This window comes from Aeromonas sp. QDB34, from assembly GCF_027705405.1.
In the GTDB taxonomy this organism is placed as follows: Bacteria; Pseudomonadota; Gammaproteobacteria; order Enterobacterales; family Aeromonadaceae; genus Aeromonas; species Aeromonas hydrophila.
Map to the genome: position 1 here is coordinate 14238 of NZ_JAPDBT010000022.1, position 16859 is coordinate 31096.

Annotated in this window: 11 protein-coding genes; 3 read left to right on the forward strand and 8 right to left on the reverse strand. The window is 61.9% G+C overall.

The features are described 5' to 3' along the window. Positions 1-140: 140 nt before the first annotated feature. The 7 genes from OKC29_RS19605 to OKC29_RS19635 form a co-directional block, all read right to left on the reverse strand. The gene (locus OKC29_RS19605) at positions 141-1496 is read right to left on the reverse strand and encodes a hypothetical protein (RefSeq protein ID WP_073352017.1); all 1356 of its coding nucleotides are present in this window, start codon (positions 1494-1496) and stop codon (positions 141-143) included. Between the two features lie 103 nt (positions 1497-1599). Then, positions 1600-3639, reverse strand: a complete 2040-nt coding sequence (gene recD / locus OKC29_RS19610) for an exodeoxyribonuclease V subunit alpha (protein WP_073352019.1) — start codon at positions 3637-3639, stop codon at positions 1600-1602. Then, complete coding sequence (gene recB / locus OKC29_RS19615) at positions 3636-7253, reverse strand: exodeoxyribonuclease V subunit beta (RefSeq protein WP_073352021.1); 3618 nt, start codon at positions 7251-7253, stop codon at positions 3636-3638. The genes recD and recB overlap by 4 nt, the downstream gene beginning before the upstream one ends. Further along, entirely contained in the window at positions 7253-10603 is a 3351-nt protein-coding gene (gene recC, locus OKC29_RS19620) for an exodeoxyribonuclease V subunit gamma (protein WP_073352022.1), read from the reverse strand. Before recC ends, recB begins: the two co-directional genes overlap by 1 nt. 228 nt (positions 10604-10831) lie before the next feature. Beyond that, positions 10832-11224: a DoxX family protein gene (locus OKC29_RS19625; protein WP_016352231.1), complete on the reverse strand. Its 393-nt coding sequence runs from the start codon at positions 11222-11224 to the stop codon at positions 10832-10834. A 40-nt stretch (positions 11225-11264) separates the two neighbouring features. Beyond that, a complete protein-coding gene (locus OKC29_RS19630) occupies positions 11265-11951 on the reverse strand; it encodes a pirin family protein (protein ID WP_073352024.1) in 687 nt (228 codons plus the stop codon). Positions 11952-11981: 30 nt separating this feature from the next. Continuing rightward, the gene (locus OKC29_RS19635) at positions 11982-12314 is read right to left on the reverse strand and encodes a hypothetical protein (RefSeq protein WP_011707661.1); all 333 of its coding nucleotides are present in this window, start codon (positions 12312-12314) and stop codon (positions 11982-11984) included. Between the two features lie 257 nt (positions 12315-12571). Here OKC29_RS19635 and OKC29_RS19640 point away from each other — a divergent pair, with 257 nt between their 5' ends. Both OKC29_RS19640 and OKC29_RS19645 read left to right on the forward strand, forming a co-directional pair. After that, positions 12572-13486, forward strand: coding sequence for a LysR family transcriptional regulator (locus tag OKC29_RS19640; protein ID WP_011707662.1), 915 nt, complete (start codon positions 12572-12574; stop codon positions 13484-13486). A 450-nt stretch (positions 13487-13936) separates the two neighbouring features. Then, positions 13937-14701, forward strand: coding sequence for a helix-turn-helix domain-containing protein (locus OKC29_RS19645; RefSeq protein WP_011707663.1), 765 nt, complete (start codon positions 13937-13939; stop codon positions 14699-14701). A 70-nt stretch (positions 14702-14771) separates the two neighbouring features. On the opposite strand, the gene OKC29_RS19650 is transcribed toward OKC29_RS19645, so the two are convergent. Then, positions 14772-15578, reverse strand: a complete 807-nt coding sequence (locus tag OKC29_RS19650) for a UTRA domain-containing protein (protein WP_073352026.1) — start codon at positions 15576-15578, stop codon at positions 14772-14774. A 227-nt stretch (positions 15579-15805) separates the two neighbouring features. Here OKC29_RS19650 and OKC29_RS19655 point away from each other — a divergent pair, with 227 nt between their 5' ends. Beyond that, entirely contained in the window at positions 15806-16852 is a 1047-nt protein-coding gene (locus OKC29_RS19655; protein ID WP_123785054.1) for an ABC transporter substrate-binding protein, read from the forward strand. The last annotated feature ends 7 nt before the right edge of the window (positions 16853-16859 follow it).

Here is a 16859-nt window from a genome sequence, read left to right on the forward strand (position 1 = left end):
CTTCCGGGAGAAGGGTTGGGGATGAGGGGCAGGAAAAAAAGAGTTCGCGGTAAACGTTGGGCTTCGCTTTGTTCAGCCACAACCTACACAATCGGTAGGTTGGTGCTGAGCCTGCAAAGCTAAAAATACGAGATACCAAACTACATAGGCTGCTTCCACCATGAACCTCTCCAACGAAACCTAGGATCTTCAGTCTTTGGCCTAGAATAATTTTTTTCATCTATTTTAAAACCAGCTGATAACAGATCTCTATGCCCTCCCAGTCGCTCCATTGATGTAAGCTCATTAGCAATATTTTTAAAGATTATTGAAAAAGCCTTGGTTGTGCTACCTTGCAAAAAACTTGGCATACTTATTACAAAGTTTTTTTCAGGAAGAATAGGCCCACCCGCTAATCCAGAAACCGAATTAAATACTTTTATTAAGAAACTCCCTTGAATACCTTGAGAAGAAGGTACACCATACTTTCTTTTTAAATCACCAGAAATCATATCTAACTCTTTAGATAGTTTCGCGACTTTGTGATGACCATTAGATATTCCTCCTTCATCATAAGATATCTTTATTTCCCTCATGACATTTCTAGCAACCATAAAATGGTCTGATTTTTTTAGCTCAAGAGCAGCATTAATCACATGCTCAATTCCACCAGCCTCCCTAGCAAGCCATACGCTAAAAATAGGAATATCCAAGCTGACTGTCGTGGAACGACCATAGTCTATGACTTCCGAGACTGTTGTTGAGATTCTGTCAGATAGACTTGAAATTAGTTTCGCAGAAAAGTCATGACCAAATGCACCCGTTTTTCTCATCCAATGTAATTGATAAGCATGCCTGATTGGATGAATGAATGTATCAGCTCTTAGATGTTTCGCTGCCATGCTGTAGTAAATTGATTTGAATGCTAACCAGTTTAAAGAAGCAATGAACATTTCCAGTTGCTTTGTAATGTTCCCACTTTCTCGACTAATAACTTCTGTTTTGGTTGACCAAAAACCTTTTGTTGTACTTGCATCGGATAATTCACTGAATATTGCAGCACTTAACTCACTGTATTTAGTATATTCTTCGGTATAAGGCTCACCAAGCATCTTTATTGTCAAATAATATACACTGGAGCGAATATCCCACGTACAGATCATATTCAATTTTAGTAAGTCGATGAGCTCTCGAAAATCATCATCAGCAAATCCACCACCTTTCAGTTTTGGTTGAATCAGTCTTGCTTCTGCCTGTGCCATTTTTTCAATATCAGCAAGCCCAGTATCAGTCGGTGATAAAAACCTAATAAAATTAAAGTCTATAGCTCTTTCAGCCTTATATTCTTTCTTGTAGTTATCAATACATATCAAATCATCATAAAAAAGTATTGCTTGAATCATGTTTTCAAATGCGACTAAGTCTCCATTTATAGCATCTGAATTATTAATGACGATCTTACCCAAAACCCTATCTACAGCAGTCAAAGAAGCATTATCTATTAGAGCATATGACATAAACCCTCCATTACTACCTGCTTATGAGATATTCACACCGACCAAAACACTCATGAAAAAACTTATCCAACAGCAGTAAATCCCTTTACCGCCATCCAATAAATCACTCCCCCAACCTCTCCGCCAATCCGGAATAACGCTCGGTCTTTTTCCGTACCGCCTGTGCCAGCAGGGCGCGATCGCCGTAGAGATCGAGCCGCGCCTTGGCGCGGGTGATGCCGGTATAGACCAGCTCACGGGTCAACAGCGGGCTGGGGCTGTCGGGCAGCACCAGCACGGTATGGGCAAACTCGGAACCCTGGGATTTGTGGATGGTCATGGCGTAGACCGTCTCGTGGGGCGGCAAACGGCTTGGCAGCAAGGCACGCAGGGTGCCATCCGGCTGCTCAAACCAGACCTTGAGCCGCCCGGTTTCATCGGGCAGGCAGAGCCCCATATCACCGTTGTAGAGGCCAACGCCATGGTCGTTGCGCACCACCATCACCGGGCGACCGGCATACCAGTCGCCATCGCGGGCAATCAGGCCGGCCCGTGACAGGGCCAGTTCGAGCCGCTCGTTAAGCCCCAGCACCCCGAACGGGCCATCGCGCAGGGCACAGAGGATCTGGAAGCTGTTGAATGCCTTGAATACGGCGGCAGGCGCTTCCCCCGCGCGGGCCGCCTTCAGATAGGCACCATAACCGGCCACCCCCTGGGCAATCAGGGCATCGTAGGCCTCCCCCGCCCAGGGGTGCAGGCTGATATCGGCAAATCCTGCGCCCCAGACAGCCTCCACCGCCGTAGCATCGCCGCTGTTGCAGGCACGCGCCAGCTGGCCGATGCCGGAATGCTGATCAAAGCGCCAGCTCTTGGCCAGCAAACAGAGGCTGTCGCGCACCGGCGCCCCCGCGGGCGAGCCCTGCAAGCGGTAGCCGGTCTGGCGGGAGAGCCAGTCCGCCTGGGCGGGGCTGATGCCCTGTTCGATAAAGCTGCAGATATCGCCGAGCACGGCCCCCGCCTCCACCGAGGCGAGCTGATCCTTGTCGCCAAGCAGGATCAGGCGAGCGTGGCTTGGCAGCGCATCGAGCAGGCGCGCCATCATCGGCAGATCCACCATGGAGGCCTCATCCACCACCAGCAAGTCGAGGTGAAGCGGGTTGCCCGCGTGGTGGCGGAACTGGCTGCGCCCCGGGATCACCCCGAGCAGCCGGTGCAAGGTGCCTGCCTCGGTGGGGATCGCCTCCACCCACTCGGGGGGCAGATCGAGGGCCTGCAGGGCAGAGCCGATACTCTCGGTTAGGCGCGCCGCCGCCTTGCCGGTGGGGGCCACCAGCCGGATCGCCGGGGCCTTGCCTGCCTGCAGGCCGGTCTCCACCAGAATGGCGAGCAGTTTGGCGACCGTGGTGGTCTTGCCGGTGCCGGGGCCACCCGAGATGACCGCAAAGGGGCGCGCCGCCGCGGTGGCCGCCGCCAGCTTCTGGCCGTTGCAGCAGAGTGCCTCGGGCACCAGCGCATCCAGCTTGCTCAAATCGCTCGCCGCCTGGGCACTGGCCAGCAGCCCTTCGATGGCGGGCCAATCCACCTCGCTCGGGAACACCAGATCCAGATACTTTTCGATAAAGTGGCGGGCCGAGAAATCGGGGGCGAGGCGGGCCTTGAGCAGCGCCCCGAACACCAGGCCGTAGTCGCGGGCAAACAGCCGCGACAGGGCCGGGGCGATCTCCGGCCATTCGGCACGTTCACTCAAAGCGCGCAGATGACGGGCCACCCCCTGCTCATGATCGTGGTAGCGGGTGAGGTAGAGCCGCCCGTGCCACAGCCGCAGCGGCCAGCGCGGGGCGAGCCCCTCATCCTGCTCGGTGCCAACCAGCGGACTCTCTGCAAACAGGGCGGGCCAGCGGGCAGGATCCGCCAGATCGGCCAGCAGATCCCGACTCTGATCCGGATCCAGCCCGAACGGGCGCAGGGATCCGGCTGTCAGCATCTCCAGCGGTAGACAGACATGGCCGCGCCCCAGCTCGAAGCAGGCGAGCGCCGCCCCCAGCACCAGCTCTGGGCTGCCACCCAGATCGGCCACCAGTTTGGCAAATTGCAGATCCAGCTGGCGGATGCGCCCCGCCAGCGCCAGAGCCTTGAGCCGTTCAATCATCATGGTGCCGTTCATGCTTCTACCCCGTTATCCGATACCCCGGCGAGGGCGGGCGCTGCCCCCTCGCTAAACAACCGATCCAGCCCCTGCACCAGCTCACGGCTGGGGCGGGTATGGAAAATCCCACCCTGCGGCATGCCGCGCAGGAACAGATAGAAGACCCCGCCAAAGTGCTGCTCGAAGTCGTAGCCCGGCAGGCGCAGGGCCAGCAGCCGGTGCAGGGCCAGCGAGTAGAGCTGGTATTGCAGGTCGTAGCGGTGCTCGGCCATTGCCTGCTCCAGCGCCGAACGGCTGTAATCGGCCGGGCTCATGCCGAGGTGGTTGGATTTGTAGTCGAGCAGATACCAGCGCCCCTGCCACTCGAACACCAGGTCAATAAAGCCCTTGAGCATCCCCTGCACGGTGGCAAAGCTGAGCGGCTTGTTGCCGCGTGACAGCGGGTCGTGCTGCTGGCAGAGCGCGGTCAGCGCTGGTGCCGTCACCCGCCCCATGGGCAGGAAGAACTCCAGCTCCACCTGCTTGCGCTCGGGGGCCAGATCCCGCAGCCGCACCGGCTCGCCAAAGCCCGTTTCCAGCGGGGTATTGAGCACCGCCTCCACCTGCTGTTGCAGCACGGGCGCCCAGCTTTCGTCGAAGCCGTCCTGCGCCAGCAGGGTGGCGATGTGCTCCGCCAGCGGCTCGCCGCCGGCGCTCTGAAAGTCGATGGTCTCGAACAGGCTGTGCAGCAAGGTGCCGGGGCGCGCCCCTTTCGGGAAGGTGAAGATGGAAGGTTGGGGCGCCTCTTCCGGTTGCTCGGAAGCCAATGCAGCCGCCTCGGTCACCACCTCGTCATCGAAGCCGGGATTGGCCAAGACCCCCTTGCTGTGGCCGTGGCCCTGCGCCGCCAACCCGGAGTAGGAGCTGATCCACCAATCCCGCTCAAGGGTGCCGGTAAAGTGGCGCACCTGCGGCTCACCCAGTTGCTCCTCCTCCGCCGCCATGGGGGCCGGGCGGGTGAGCGAGGGCTCACCGACAGCCACCCCGGGCAGCGCCTGCGCCAGCTCGGTCAGGGCAGTCGCCAGGGTGGTGGCATCCCCCTCCTCACCCTTTTGCAGCAGGTAGCCGATGGCGGTCTGGTGCAGGTCGGTCTGCTCCGACTTGCCATTGCCGGAGCGCACCGGCGCCAGCCCCAGCCAGGTGGCGTAAACGCCCCGGGTCAGCGCCACATAGAGCAGCCGCAGGTCTTCGGCAAGCCGCTCCCGGTCGGCCTCGGCCAGGGATTCCTCGGCGCCGGTCAGATCGAGCACGGTGCGATTGCCCGCCCCATCCGCTTCGTGGAACAGCGGGGTATCGGCAGCGCGGTGGCTGCAGATGAAGGGCAGGAACACCAGCGGATACTCCAGCCCCTTGGATTTGTGGATGGTGACGATCTGCACCAGCTTGCGCTCGGATTCGAGGCGCAGTACCTGCTCCGCATCCTGACCGTCGGGGCAACTCGCCGCCTCCCCCAGCCAGCGCAGCAGGGCATATTCGCCGTCCAGCTCGCAGCTCACCTGTTGCAGCAGCTCGCCGAGGTGGAGGAAGTTGGTCAGCCGCCGCTCGCCATTCGGGCTCGCCAGCAGGGAGGAGGCGAGATTGCGTCGGTGCAGCAGGGAGCGCAGCATGGCCAGCACGCCGCGCTTGTGCCAGATCTTGCGGTACTCCATAAACTCCTGCACCGCGCTCTCCCACGCCCGCTCGTCACTGGCGAGCTCGTCGAGCGCCTTGGCATCCAGATCGAACAGCCCGGTGGCGAGCGCCGCCCTAAGGCTGCGCTCCTCCCCCGGGTTCTGGCAGGCGTGCAGAATGAGCAGGATCTCCCGCGCTTCTACCTGCGCCAGCACGCTTTCGCGATTCGACAGGTAGACGGAGGCGATGGCGAGCCGTGCCAGCTCCTGCTGCACCAGCTTGCCCTCGGCACCGGTGCGCACCAGCACGGCGATATCTCCGGCCTTCACCGGCTGATCGCCAATCTGCGCCTTGCCCGTGCGAGCCAGGGTCAGCAGGCGGTGGATCTCCACCGCCGTGGAGCGGGCCATCCGGCTCTGGTAATCCCCCTTGTTGAAGGTGGGTTGGCCGCTCAGCTGCCAGCAGTGGAGCACGGGTGCGGCTTCGCCATCCAGCTGCAGCGCCTTGCTCTTGCCCTGCGCCTCCACCGGCAGGAAGGGGATATCCGCCTCGTAGATAAACGGATCCTTGGCCCGCTCGAACAGGCCGTTGACCGCCGCCACCAGCGCGCGGCTGGAGCGCCAGTTGCGCCCGAGGGTGTAGTGGGCGCTCACATTTCGCCGCGCCTGAATGTAGGTAAAGATGTCGGCGCCGCGAAAGCCGTAGATGGCCTGCTTGGGGTCACCGATCATCAAGAGCGCCGTGTCCGTGTGGCCACCGTAAAGCCGGTGGAAGATGCGGTACTGCTGGGGGTCGGTATCCTGAAATTCATCGATCATCGCCACCCGATAGGTGGCGCGAATCCGCTCGCACAACCGCTCGCCAAGGCCGGAGCCAAGTGCGCCGTCGAGGTCTTTGAGCAGGTCATCGAACGAGAGCTGATGGGCTTGCCGCTTGCTGGCCTGCATCCGGCTGCGCACCACCACCGCCGCCCGTTGCAGGATGAGATCCCGAATGCCGGGACGGCTCGCCAGCAGTTCATCGATCTGGCTGAACAGCGGCAGGGTCGGCACCGCGCCCCCCTTCTTGAGGTTCTCCTCCAGCACCGTCTGGCCGAAGCGCTCCAGCTCCTTGGGAATGGCGTAGCCGCTGTGCTCGTCCTGCGCCCAGTCGGCTATCTTGGCAAGCCAGCCTTCGTAGTTCTTGCCGGTGTAGCGGCTTACTTGCCCATCCGTCTGGCGGCGGATCTCGTCCCCTTGCGCCAGCCACTCGCGCTTCACCGCCTCAATGCGGGCCATGGCAACGCTGTGCCGCGCCGCCAGGGTCTCGTCCCCCGCCGGCGGGCGCATCTCCAGCTCGCTGTTGTCGAGCCAGCTGCCCATCTCCCGCAGCAGGGCGGCGGGGCTCGGCCAGAGCGCACGCACCGCGCTGGCGAGGGGCTTGTCGACCGGATAGAACTCGGATCGCCAGTAGTCGCTCACCGCCTGCAGCCGAAGCTGGCTGTCGTCGGTGAGAAATTCGGTTTCAAAGAGAGCGCCCGACTCGAAGGCGTTCTGTTTCAGCATCCGCTGGCAGAAGCCGTGGATGGTGAAGACCGCCGCCTCGTCCATCTGCCGTTCGGCGGCCAGCAGGCGGCGGGCCGCCAGTTCGTGATCCGCCACCTCCTTCAGCAACTCAGCTAACAATGGGTCTTTGTCTTCATCGACGACCTTACCGCGCATAAAGGCGAGCCGTGCCTCATGGATGCGGGCGCGGATCCGGCCGCGCAGCTCGGCGGTAGCCGCCTCGGTAAAGGTCACCACCAGGATCTCGGTCACCGAGAGCGGCCGCTCGTGGGCGCTGGGTTGACCGGCGTCTTCCCCCTCTTCGATAAGCGGGCCGTGGCCCAGCAGCAGGCGCAGGTAGAGACCGGCGATGGTGTAGGTCTTGCCGGTGCCGGCAGAGGCCTCGATCAGCCGCTCGCCATAGAGGGGAAAACGCAGGGTATTGAGCGGGTTGGCCATTATTGCAACTCCTCCAGGCTCTTGAGCAGCGGGGTCAGGTGTTCACGGGCCAGCGCCTGCAGCTGGGCCAGCACGGCCTCGTCGAGTTCCGGGAAGCAGCGGGCGACATAGGCGTCTTCCCCCTCCCCCTTGGCCATGTAGCCACCGTTGAAGCGGGTGAGGGCAGCCTTGTCGGCCGCCTCCGGTTTCTCCGGATCCTTCTCGATCGCCTTGAGCCAGTCCCAGGCGGTGCTCGGGAAGAAGGGCAGCGGCCGCTTCATCCCCTGCATCCAGAGCGCCACCAGCGCCGCCAGTTTGGGCCGCGCCTCGTCGGCCGGGAGCCTGACCAGCCGCAGACTCTGCTTGGCGTCGAACAGCAGGGTGTCGCCGGGGGCGTCGCTCAGAGCGAGGCAGAGGTGCTGGATCCAGCCCAGCAACAGATCCTTGCCGTTGAAGCTGCCGGGTTTCACCACCAGCAAGCGCCCCTTCTGGGTGTCGAGCCACCCTTGCAGCTGACCCTGGGCCAGCGCGATATCGACCTCCACCGCCTGTTTCTCTGCCTCATTGGCCGCCACCCAGGGCCGCAGCCGATCCGCCAGCTTGCCCATCTGCTCGTCCAGATCCTCCAGCAGCAGGCTGCCGAACCACCCTTGCGGCAGCAGGCCGGTGAGCTGCAGCCGCTCGCGACGCACGGCGCTGTCCCCCTGTGCCAGGTGAGCATCGAGCAGCAGATCTTTCAGCTGATAATGTTGCAGGCCGTCCAGCTCGAACGGTTCGCTCTCCTCGATGTTGGCCTCGTTCAGCTCGAACCACACCTTGAGGCGGCGGTTGAGAAAGTAGCGAGCGGGCTGGCGATAGAAACGCAGCAGCTCCGCCAGCTCCAGCCCCTGCTCCTTGCCCCATTCGGGAGGTAAAGGCAGCTCGCCGCTCTGGAAGTTGGCCGCGCCGCGCTGCGGATGGAGGGCCGGCAGCCAGTCGGCGGCATAGGTAAAGAGGCCGGAGCCTGCCGCCGGATAGAAGTAGGCGTGGCTGTAGGGGGTGAGCGGATGCTGGGTGATCAGGTGCGCCAGCAGCCGCTTGCCGGAGCTTTCGTCGTCGAGATCCTCATCCCCCGCCAGCACGAAGCCCTGCCGCACATAGTCGATGAGTTCGGCCAACAGCACGGAGGGTACCTTGTCGCTGTTGTCCTGGGCGCTGAAACCCTGATAGCTGATGTAGAGCCCCTGCTGGGCGCTGAGCAGCGCCTCGAGGAACAGGTAGCGGTCATCGTCACGACGGGAGCGATCCCCCCGCCGGCCCGCCACTGCCATCAGGTCAAACCCCATGGGGGGCAAGGTGCGCGGGTAGACGCCGTCGTTCATGCCGAGCAGGCAGACCTGCTTGAAGGGGATGGAGCGCATCGGCATCAGGGTACAGAAGTTGACCTGACCGGCGAGGAAGCGCTGGCTGGAGCGGGACTCCCCCAGCACGCTGCCGAGGTAATCCTGCAACAGGTCGGCACTGATGGGCTGCTCGAAGCGGGCCTCGCCAAGCTGGGCGAGCCAGTCGGCCAGCTGGCTGCGGATCAGTTGCAGCTGGCGCTCTTCATCCTCGTCGGCCAGATAGAAGCGCTCCAGCAGCGCGTTGAGGCAGGCGATCCACTCCCCCAGCGGCTGCGCCTGTTGCAGGCGGGGCAAGAATTCGGCCAGCGAATCGACGAACCAGGCTAGCTTGCCAAGCGCCAACCCCTGCTGACCTTCAATGTCTGCATAGGGCAGGATCCCTGCCACCGGCTCGCCGTCACCCATGGCAAAGCCGAGCAGCATGCGGCGCAGGCCGAACAGCCAGCTGTTGCCAGAGAGGCGCGGCAGATCGAAGCGCTCGGGGTAGCAGTCATCCAGCCCCCAGCGGATGCCGGTCTCCTGCACCCAGACTCGCAGCTGGTTGAACTCCTCGTCATCCAGCTCGAAGCGGCGCAGCACGGCGGGCACCTCGAGAATGGCGAGCAGCTCACCCGCCCCGAAGCGGGCGTTGGGCAGCCTGAGCAGGGCGAGGAAGCTTTGCAGCAGCGGGCTCTCCTGACTCGCCGCCCGGTCCGACACCGCAAACGGGATCTGGCCGCGCGCGCCGAACACCGCCTGAATGTAGGGACCGTAGCTGTTCACGTCCGGCATCATCACCACCACGTCTTTCGGGGTGAGAGAGGCATCCTGTTCGAACAGCGCCAGCAGCCGGTCGTGCAGCACTTCGAGCTCGCGCATCGGGCCGTGGCAGGCATGGATCTGCAGGGATCCATCGGCCGGATCGAGCGGGCTCTTGTGGTGGCTGGCGTCAAGGTCGAACTGGCCGGCACCCCGTTCGGCCAGCTCCAGCACATCCTTCTGGATGGCGTGCAGCAGCTTGATATTGCCCTTGCCATCAAGCTCGTCGATATCGACGAAGGCCTCGATTTGCGGCACCTCCAATTCCATCAGCTGGTGCAGGTAGTCGCGCCCCAGCTTGCCCATGGAGGCGAGCAGCGGGTTGGCGGGGCCCTGCAGGGTCTCGATATCGGTGCCGGGCTTGAGCTTGTTCTCGAGGCGTGCCAGGGTTTTCCTGTCCAGCAGGTCGCCCCAGTAGTAGCGGCAGGGGTTGGTGACGAACAGGTGCACCTCCACCTCCGGCCGGCTGCCGAGGGCCAGCAGCGCCTCCACATAGCGCGGCGGCAGTGCCGAGATGCCGAACACGAAGACCCGCTGCGGCAGCTTGCCCGGCAGCGTGGCGGTACGCGCCAGCTCGTGGATAAACTCCTCGTAGAGGTTGGCGCGGTGGTAGCCGCTTGGGCTCAGCGCCAGGGTGCGGGCCACCAGCTCGCGCCACAGCTCGGGCTGCCAATCCTGCCCGCTCACCCCGGCCAGCTCCTGGCTCAACCCTTCCCCCTGTTCCCAGCGGGCGATCCAGTCCGGCCGGTAGACCAGATACTGGTCGAACAGATCCGCCACCTTCTGGCAGAGCTGCCACAGCCGCACCTGCTCGGGATCCTTGGCAGGATCTGCGTCATCCCCGCCTAGATAGGCGGCCAGCGGCGCAAAGGCCGGGCGATCGAGCAGGGCGGGCAGAATGGTCATCAGCTGCCAGCTCATGGCGCCCTTGTTGTAGGGGCTCTGGCGCGGCACGTCCGCCAGCACCTGGGTGAACATCTCCCAGATAAAGCTGGCGGGCAGCGGAAAGTCGATATTGGCGGCAATGCCGAAGGCCTTGGCCAGCTCCAGCTTGAGCCACTGGGCCATGCCCGGGCTCTGCACCAGGATCTGCTCGCGATCGAAAGGATGAGAGAGAGGCGCCTGCCGGATGCGGCTCACCAGCAGCTCTTTGAGCAGATCCAGCTGATTGGAGTGGTAGAGGGTAAACATGGGCAATTCCCGCCAGAGCAAAAGAGGGGTCAGCGCGGGAAAACCTCAAGGATCCCCGTCACTTCACAGGTATCGGGATTGTCGGGGATCGGGGGGGAAGATGCAAAAGGCGCTTGTTGTCGCCGATCACGTCGCCGTCATCTGCCGCAGACAAATGTGACGGGCATAAAAAAGCCGGTGCGATTGCACCGGCCAAAAGGCGTTGGAAAACTCGAACCTGCGGGGGTATTACCAGTTCTTGCCGAAGCGGGCATCCAGGCTGAAGGCCCCTGCACCGGCTGCCGCCAGGGCCAGGAAACCACCGGCCACGGAGACGTTCTTCATGAACATCAGCATCTGCATCTGGTCGGCAGGCTGATAGTGGAAAATAAAGGCGGCCATCAGGGTGAAACCGGCCATCAGCACGGAGAGGCTGCGGGTAAACAGGCCCAGCATGATGGCGAGGCCACCGCCCAGCTCCAGCAGGATCACCAGCGGCAGGATGAAACCGGGCACGCCCATGGCTTCCATATACCCCTGGGTACCGGCGTAACCGCCGATCTTGCCCCAGCCCGCAATCACAAACATCAGAGCCAGCAGAACGCGACCCACCAGCAGTGCCAAATCTTTCATCTTGTCCATTTCAATATCCTCGTTTTGCGTCACATCACCGCTGACTGCTTCAGGGTAGGTCAAATAACAGGGCTTGGCTGGCACTCGCGGCCACCAGATCCCATTTGGGCTCATCACGACTGAGAACCCCGTCGCCGGGTCGGGCAGCCAGACCGTTGGCGGTCAACTCCCCTGAAATCATCTGCAGGTAGCCGTGTCGGCCGGCCAGATCCCAGGTGAGGCTCTCACCCGGTTCAAGCTGCAACCGCCAGACGCGGGCCTGCTGGCGGATCCTGAAGGATCCTGCTTCGCCGTCCGGTGACGCCACCAGCGTCATGCCCGGATTGGCTTCAATCTTCTTCTGCTGATAGCCGGGTGTCGTGCCGTGTTCGTTCGGCTCGATCCAGATTTGCAGCAGGGAGAGCGGCTCGGTCTGCGAAGGGTTGTACTCGCTGTGCCGGATGCCGGACCCCGCGCTCATCAGCTGGAAATCCCCCGCCGGGATCTGCTCGGCATGGCCGAGGCTGTCCTTGTGCTCTATGGTGCCTTGCAGCACGCAGGTCAGGATTTCCATGTTGGCGTGAGGGTGGGTCGCGAAACCGCCACCCGGCGCCACCAGATCCTGATTGATGACCCGCAGCACTGAATGCCCCATCCAGTCCGGGTCGTAGTAGTGCCCGAAGGAAAAGCTGTGGCGCGCATCCAGCCAGCCGAAGTTGGCCTTGCCGCGCGCTTCTGCGGCTCTCAATTTCATCATGGTGTGCTCCTCACGTACCGATACGGTTGATTAACGCTGCTTGCCGCTACCGATGCCGAACGGAATGCGGTAGTCGCTGCTCTGCTCACCCAGGCTCACGGTCAGGTTGCCCTGGGTGCGGCTCGGGATCTGTACCTGCTGGCTGCCCATCAGGTTGGCATGGACGGAGGCAACCAGGTCGCCAGACTCGTCACGCACTTCCAGCATGGGGTTGCCCTTGCCTTCTACCGCGGCGGTGGCGTGCCAGTTCACAAACAGCACGCCCGGGGCGGCGTTGAGGTCAGCCGGGACGGAAGCCTGAGCAAAACCTGCGGTCATCAGGCCTGCAACGGCCAGCATCTTGATTACGTTTTTCATGTTCATTCACTCTCTTGGTTCTATGTCATTGCCAAGGCCGCTGTGGCCAGAATCAATGCATCCATGCAAGAGGTCATTCAAATAGTGTGTAGTTCTTTCACCGAAGTCAGACTCCCTGATTGATGGAGTCACAGTCTGGAACTACCCGTTTATTTGGCTGCTTGGCGTTCCTGCCTAAGCGTTGATTGAATATTAAAGACACTTGGCCTAACTTGTTAGCGAGATAAACTGGCAAACATGTTCAAAAAAATTGAAGGCAATTTATGGCCAAGGAACTGAACAAGGAACGGGCGCTGACCCTGGAAGCCATCCGGGTGCTGGATGCCATCGACCGCCGTGGCAGCTTCGCGGCGGCGGCCGACGAACTGGGCAAGGTGCCCTCGGCGCTGAGCTACACGGTGCAGAAGCTGGAAGACGAGCTGGACGCCATGCTGTTCGACCGCAGCGGCCACAGAACCAAGTTCACCCCGGCGGGCCGCATGCTGCTGGAGCGGGGTCGGGTTCTGCTGGAGGCGGCCGAGCACCTGGTGGGCGAGACCCGGGCACTGGCCCGCGGCTGGGAGACCGACATCACCATCGCCGTCGATGCCCTGGTGCCTCTGCAGGCGCTCTACCCGCTGGTGGAACGGCTGGCCGAGCTGACCGATACCCGGCTCAGGCTGCGGGCCGAGGTGCTGGCGGGCAGCTGGGAGTGTCTGGAGGATGGCCGGGCCGACCTGCTCATCTCCTCCCTCAACCCCGACATCATGATGACCGGCATCAAGCATCAGCCGCTGCAGGAGGAGGTGATGCTCTACGTCGCCCACCCCGATCACCCCCTGCATCAGGAGCCCGAGCCCCTGGCGGACGATACCCTGCGCCGCTACCGGGCAATCGCGGTGGCCGACACGGCGCTGCGCAAGCCGGTGCTCACCTATCGCCTGCTCGACAAGCAGCCGCGCCTGACCGTCAGCACCATGGGCGAGAAGCGCGACGCCCTGCTGGCGGGGATCGGGGTCGGCACCATGCCGCTGAGCTGGATAGAAGAGGACATCAGGGCCGGACGGCTCAAGGTGATCAGCCCCGAGTATCGCCACCAGATCCAGGTCGTGCTGGCCTGGCGGCGCGACACCATGGGCAAGGCCAAGAGCTGGCTTATTCGGGAGATCCCCAAGCTGTTTCCCTGCAAGGGGGAGTAAGACGGGCGCTAACAGAAAGAGGGCGCAAGCAGCGACAGTGGGCTGCCGGTGCCCCGCCGCTTGACGGCGGGCGCAAATTCGGAGAAAAGAAAAAAGCGGCCCTCTTGCGAGTTCCGCTCAATGCCAGGAAAGAATAAAAACCTTGCGGTTTAAAAAACCCTTAAATTGGAAGCAAACAATCGATTTCTCAACCAGGAAGGTCTTGAATCCGATTCGTGTTGAATTATGCGCGATGTTTTATGCGCCACCAGCAAAATGTTGAATGGTTGAAGGATATGCACCGCAGAGTATCACTATCTGCAACCTCCCACTCATACTGGTCTGGCCATTTCCATCGATTACGCCGGGTTTGTTTCCTCTGGTTTTTTTAAGTGTCAGTATCTGAGCCCATAACGACAAAAGAACTCAGTTTCTGACACAACATAAAGATGCAGATAAAGGAATAGTTGCATGACCTACAGCCAGACCCTGGCCAACAATATTCTCGACACCCTGAAGAAGACCCTGACCGACAAGGGGATCCGCTATCAGACCCTGGCAGAAGCCATGGGCGTCTCCATCGCCACCGTCAAACGGATGATGAACAAACCCTCCCTGCCGTTCGATACCCTGCTGGAGATCTGCCACCTGGTGGGGCTGTCGTTCGAGGAGCTGCTGGACCGCACCCAGGACGCCCAGAGCCGCCGGGCCGTCTTCACCCAGGAGCAGGACGAGGCATTCCACAAGGAGCCCGGCCTCTACGCCTTTCTCGCCAACATCTTCTGGCGCGACAAGACGTTAATCGATCTCAAGCGAGAGTACGGCCTGACCGATGCCTCCTGCTACCTCTATCTGCGCAAGCTGGAGAAGCTCGGCATCCTGCAGCTCGGCATCGACAACAGTTACCACTTCCTCATCAGCGAGCGGATCAGCTTCGAGCAGCACAGCCGTTTCGCCCGCCAGCAGGCGCGCCAGGCCATGTCCGTGCTGGGAGACTATCTGGTGGAGAACATGCACAAGTCCAACAACTACATGGCGCTGTGTCAGCTCCATCTGGACGAGAGCGAGGCGATGGCGCTGATCGAGCGGATGAAGGAGTACTGGCACCAGGAGCTCAAGCTCAACCGCCCCGCCATCGGCCAGCGGGAGGGCAGCAAGACCTACACCATGTCGCTGCAGCTGGCCGACTGCGGCTACCAGAGCTTCGACGACCTGATCCCCAATATCGACAACTGATCCCGGCGGATCCTGCGGGATCCGCCTCCCCTCCTTTCCACCCAGGCATGGCCCGCCAGAGCGCGCCGGATCACCCCTGATCCGCGAACTGGATCTGCACCGGCCTGTCGAATGCAGGCGGCTGCAATGCCCGCGTATCGAGACAGATTCTGATCGCATCGGGTCGCCAGTGTTCGATGTCGCAATCCACCAGCGCGCCCCGCTGGTCATAATTGACCCGCACCAGCCGCAGCACGGCGCTCCCCTCCGCCAGATTGAGGGCGCGGGCGATGGCGCCGCGCGCCGCCGAGGGAGTGATCTCGAGACTCGCCCCACCCTGGCCTATGCCATAGCGTTGCTGATAGAGCTCGGTGAGGGAGCTGGCCAGCGGTGCGCTGGCGATATCGGGAAAGCGGCTGGCCAGCAGATGGTGGCTGACGTGCAGCACCGGACGACCATCGATGAGGCGCAGGCGGCGGATCTCATACAGCGGGGTAAAAGGATCCAGCCCCATCCAGCGGCACAGCTCACTGCTGGCCAGCTCGCTGCCGTGGGCCAGCACCCGGGTTTCGGCGGTGCGCTGCTGCTCGCCGATCCACTGATGAAAGTGGGTGTGGATGGCGGGATCGTAGGTGAGTCTTGGCGGCGCCACGAACCAGCCGCGTCGCTCGGCCCGATAGATGAGGCCGTCCGCCTCGAGGCTGGAGAGCGCCTCCTTGATGGTGATGCGGGTGGTGGCGAAGCGCTCGCTCAGGGCCCGCTCGGCGGGCAACTGCTGCCCCGCCGCCAGCTGGCCGCTGCCGATATAGCGGCGCAGGGTCTGGCAAATCTGTTCACACTTGGAGGCGCGGCCATCGGCCGCGACCCGCTCGCTCAATCTCGATTCAATCACGCTCATGTCCCTGTCGCTCATCCTGACTGCGGCGGCTGGCCCAGCCCTTGTTGGTTCAGCCCTTGCTGGAGTAGTCCAGCCTCACTTGGGTTCAGAGTTGTAACCGCTGCGGATGACAGCGCCATGACAGGGCGATTGTCATCAAACTGCCATCAAAGCGCCCCGCCACCGTCATATTTCCCCTCTAGCATCCCTCTCGAACCTTAACTGACCTAGTCCAGAGGGATGGGATGATGAAAAGCGTGATCGCAAGTGCACTGGCCCTGGTGGCCATCAGTCAGCCACTGTTTGCCGCCGAAAATATCGCGGATCTCGAGAAGGCCGCCCGCGGTGAAGGGCAGCTCAGCAGCATCGGCATGCCCGACAGCTGGGCCAACTGGAAGGATACCTGGCAGCAGCTCGGCAGCATCTACGGCATCAAGCATCAGGATACCGACATGAGCTCGGCGCAGGAGATCGCCAAGTTCGCCGCCGAGAAGGCCAATGCCACCGCCGACATCGGCGACGTGGGCGGCGCCTTCGGCCCGGTTGCGGTCAAGCAGGGGGTCACCCAGCCCTACAAACCCTCCACCTGGGCCGACATTCCCAACTGGGCCAAGGATGCGGACGGTCACTGGATGCTGGCCTATACCGGCACCATCGCCTTCCTGATCAACAAGGATCTGGTCAAGGCCGCCCCCACCAGCTGGCAATCCCTGCTGGGTGGCGACTACAAGGTGACCCTGGGTGACGTCGGTGTTGCCTCCCAGGCCAACAACGGCGTGCTGGCGGCAGCCTATGCCACCGGTGGCAGCGAGAAGAATCTCAAGCCTGCCCTAGAGTTGTTCGGCAAGCTGGCCCAGCAGGGACGCCTGTCGCTGAACGACCCGACCATCGCCAACATCGAGAAGGGCGAGGTGGAAGTGGGGGTGCTGTGGGACTTCAACGCCCTCAACTACCGCGACCAGATCGACCCCAAGAAGTTTGAAGTGGTGATCCCGAGCGACGGCTCCGTCATCGCCGGTTACACCACCATCATCAACAAGTGGGCCAAGAACCCCAACGCCGCCAAGCTGGCGCGGGAATACATCCTCTCCGATGCCGGTCAGATCAACCTGGCCCGCGGCTATGCCCGCCCGATCCGCAGCAACGTTGCGCTGCCGGATGACGTGAAGGCCAAGCTGCTGCCGGCCGAGCAGTATGCCAAGGCCAAGCCGGTGCAGGATCACGCCGCCTGGGAGCAGAGCTCCAAGGCCCTGCCGCGTCAGTGGCAAGAGAACGTCATGATCTACATGCAGTAAGGAGTGG

Excerpts from the sequence above, each read along its gene's own strand:
- OKC29_RS19605 (WP_073352017.1), bottom strand. The coding sequence starts at position 1,496 with ATGTCATATGCTCTAATAGATAATGCTTCTTTGACTGCTGTAGATAGG.
- recD (WP_073352019.1), bottom strand. The coding sequence starts at position 3,639 with ATGAACGGCACCATGATGATTGAACGGCTCAAGGCTCTGGCGCTGGCG.
- recB (WP_073352021.1), bottom strand. The coding sequence starts at position 7,253 with ATGGCCAACCCGCTCAATACCCTGCGTTTTCCCCTCTATGGCGAGCGG.
- recC (WP_073352022.1), bottom strand. The coding sequence starts at position 10,603 with ATGTTTACCCTCTACCACTCCAATCAGCTGGATCTGCTCAAAGAGCTG.
- OKC29_RS19625 (WP_016352231.1), bottom strand. The coding sequence starts at position 11,224 with ATGGACAAGATGAAAGATTTGGCACTGCTGGTGGGTCGCGTTCTGCTG.
- OKC29_RS19630 (WP_073352024.1), bottom strand. The coding sequence starts at position 11,951 with ATGATGAAATTGAGAGCCGCAGAAGCGCGCGGCAAGGCCAACTTCGGC.
- OKC29_RS19635 (WP_011707661.1), bottom strand. The coding sequence starts at position 12,314 with ATGAACATGAAAAACGTAATCAAGATGCTGGCCGTTGCAGGCCTGATG.
- OKC29_RS19640 (WP_011707662.1), top strand. The coding sequence starts at position 12,572 with ATGGCCAAGGAACTGAACAAGGAACGGGCGCTGACCCTGGAAGCCATC.
- OKC29_RS19645 (WP_011707663.1), top strand. The coding sequence starts at position 13,937 with ATGACCTACAGCCAGACCCTGGCCAACAATATTCTCGACACCCTGAAG.
- OKC29_RS19650 (WP_073352026.1), bottom strand. The coding sequence starts at position 15,578 with ATGAGCGTGATTGAATCGAGATTGAGCGAGCGGGTCGCGGCCGATGGC.
- OKC29_RS19655 (WP_123785054.1), top strand. The coding sequence starts at position 15,806 with ATGAAAAGCGTGATCGCAAGTGCACTGGCCCTGGTGGCCATCAGTCAG.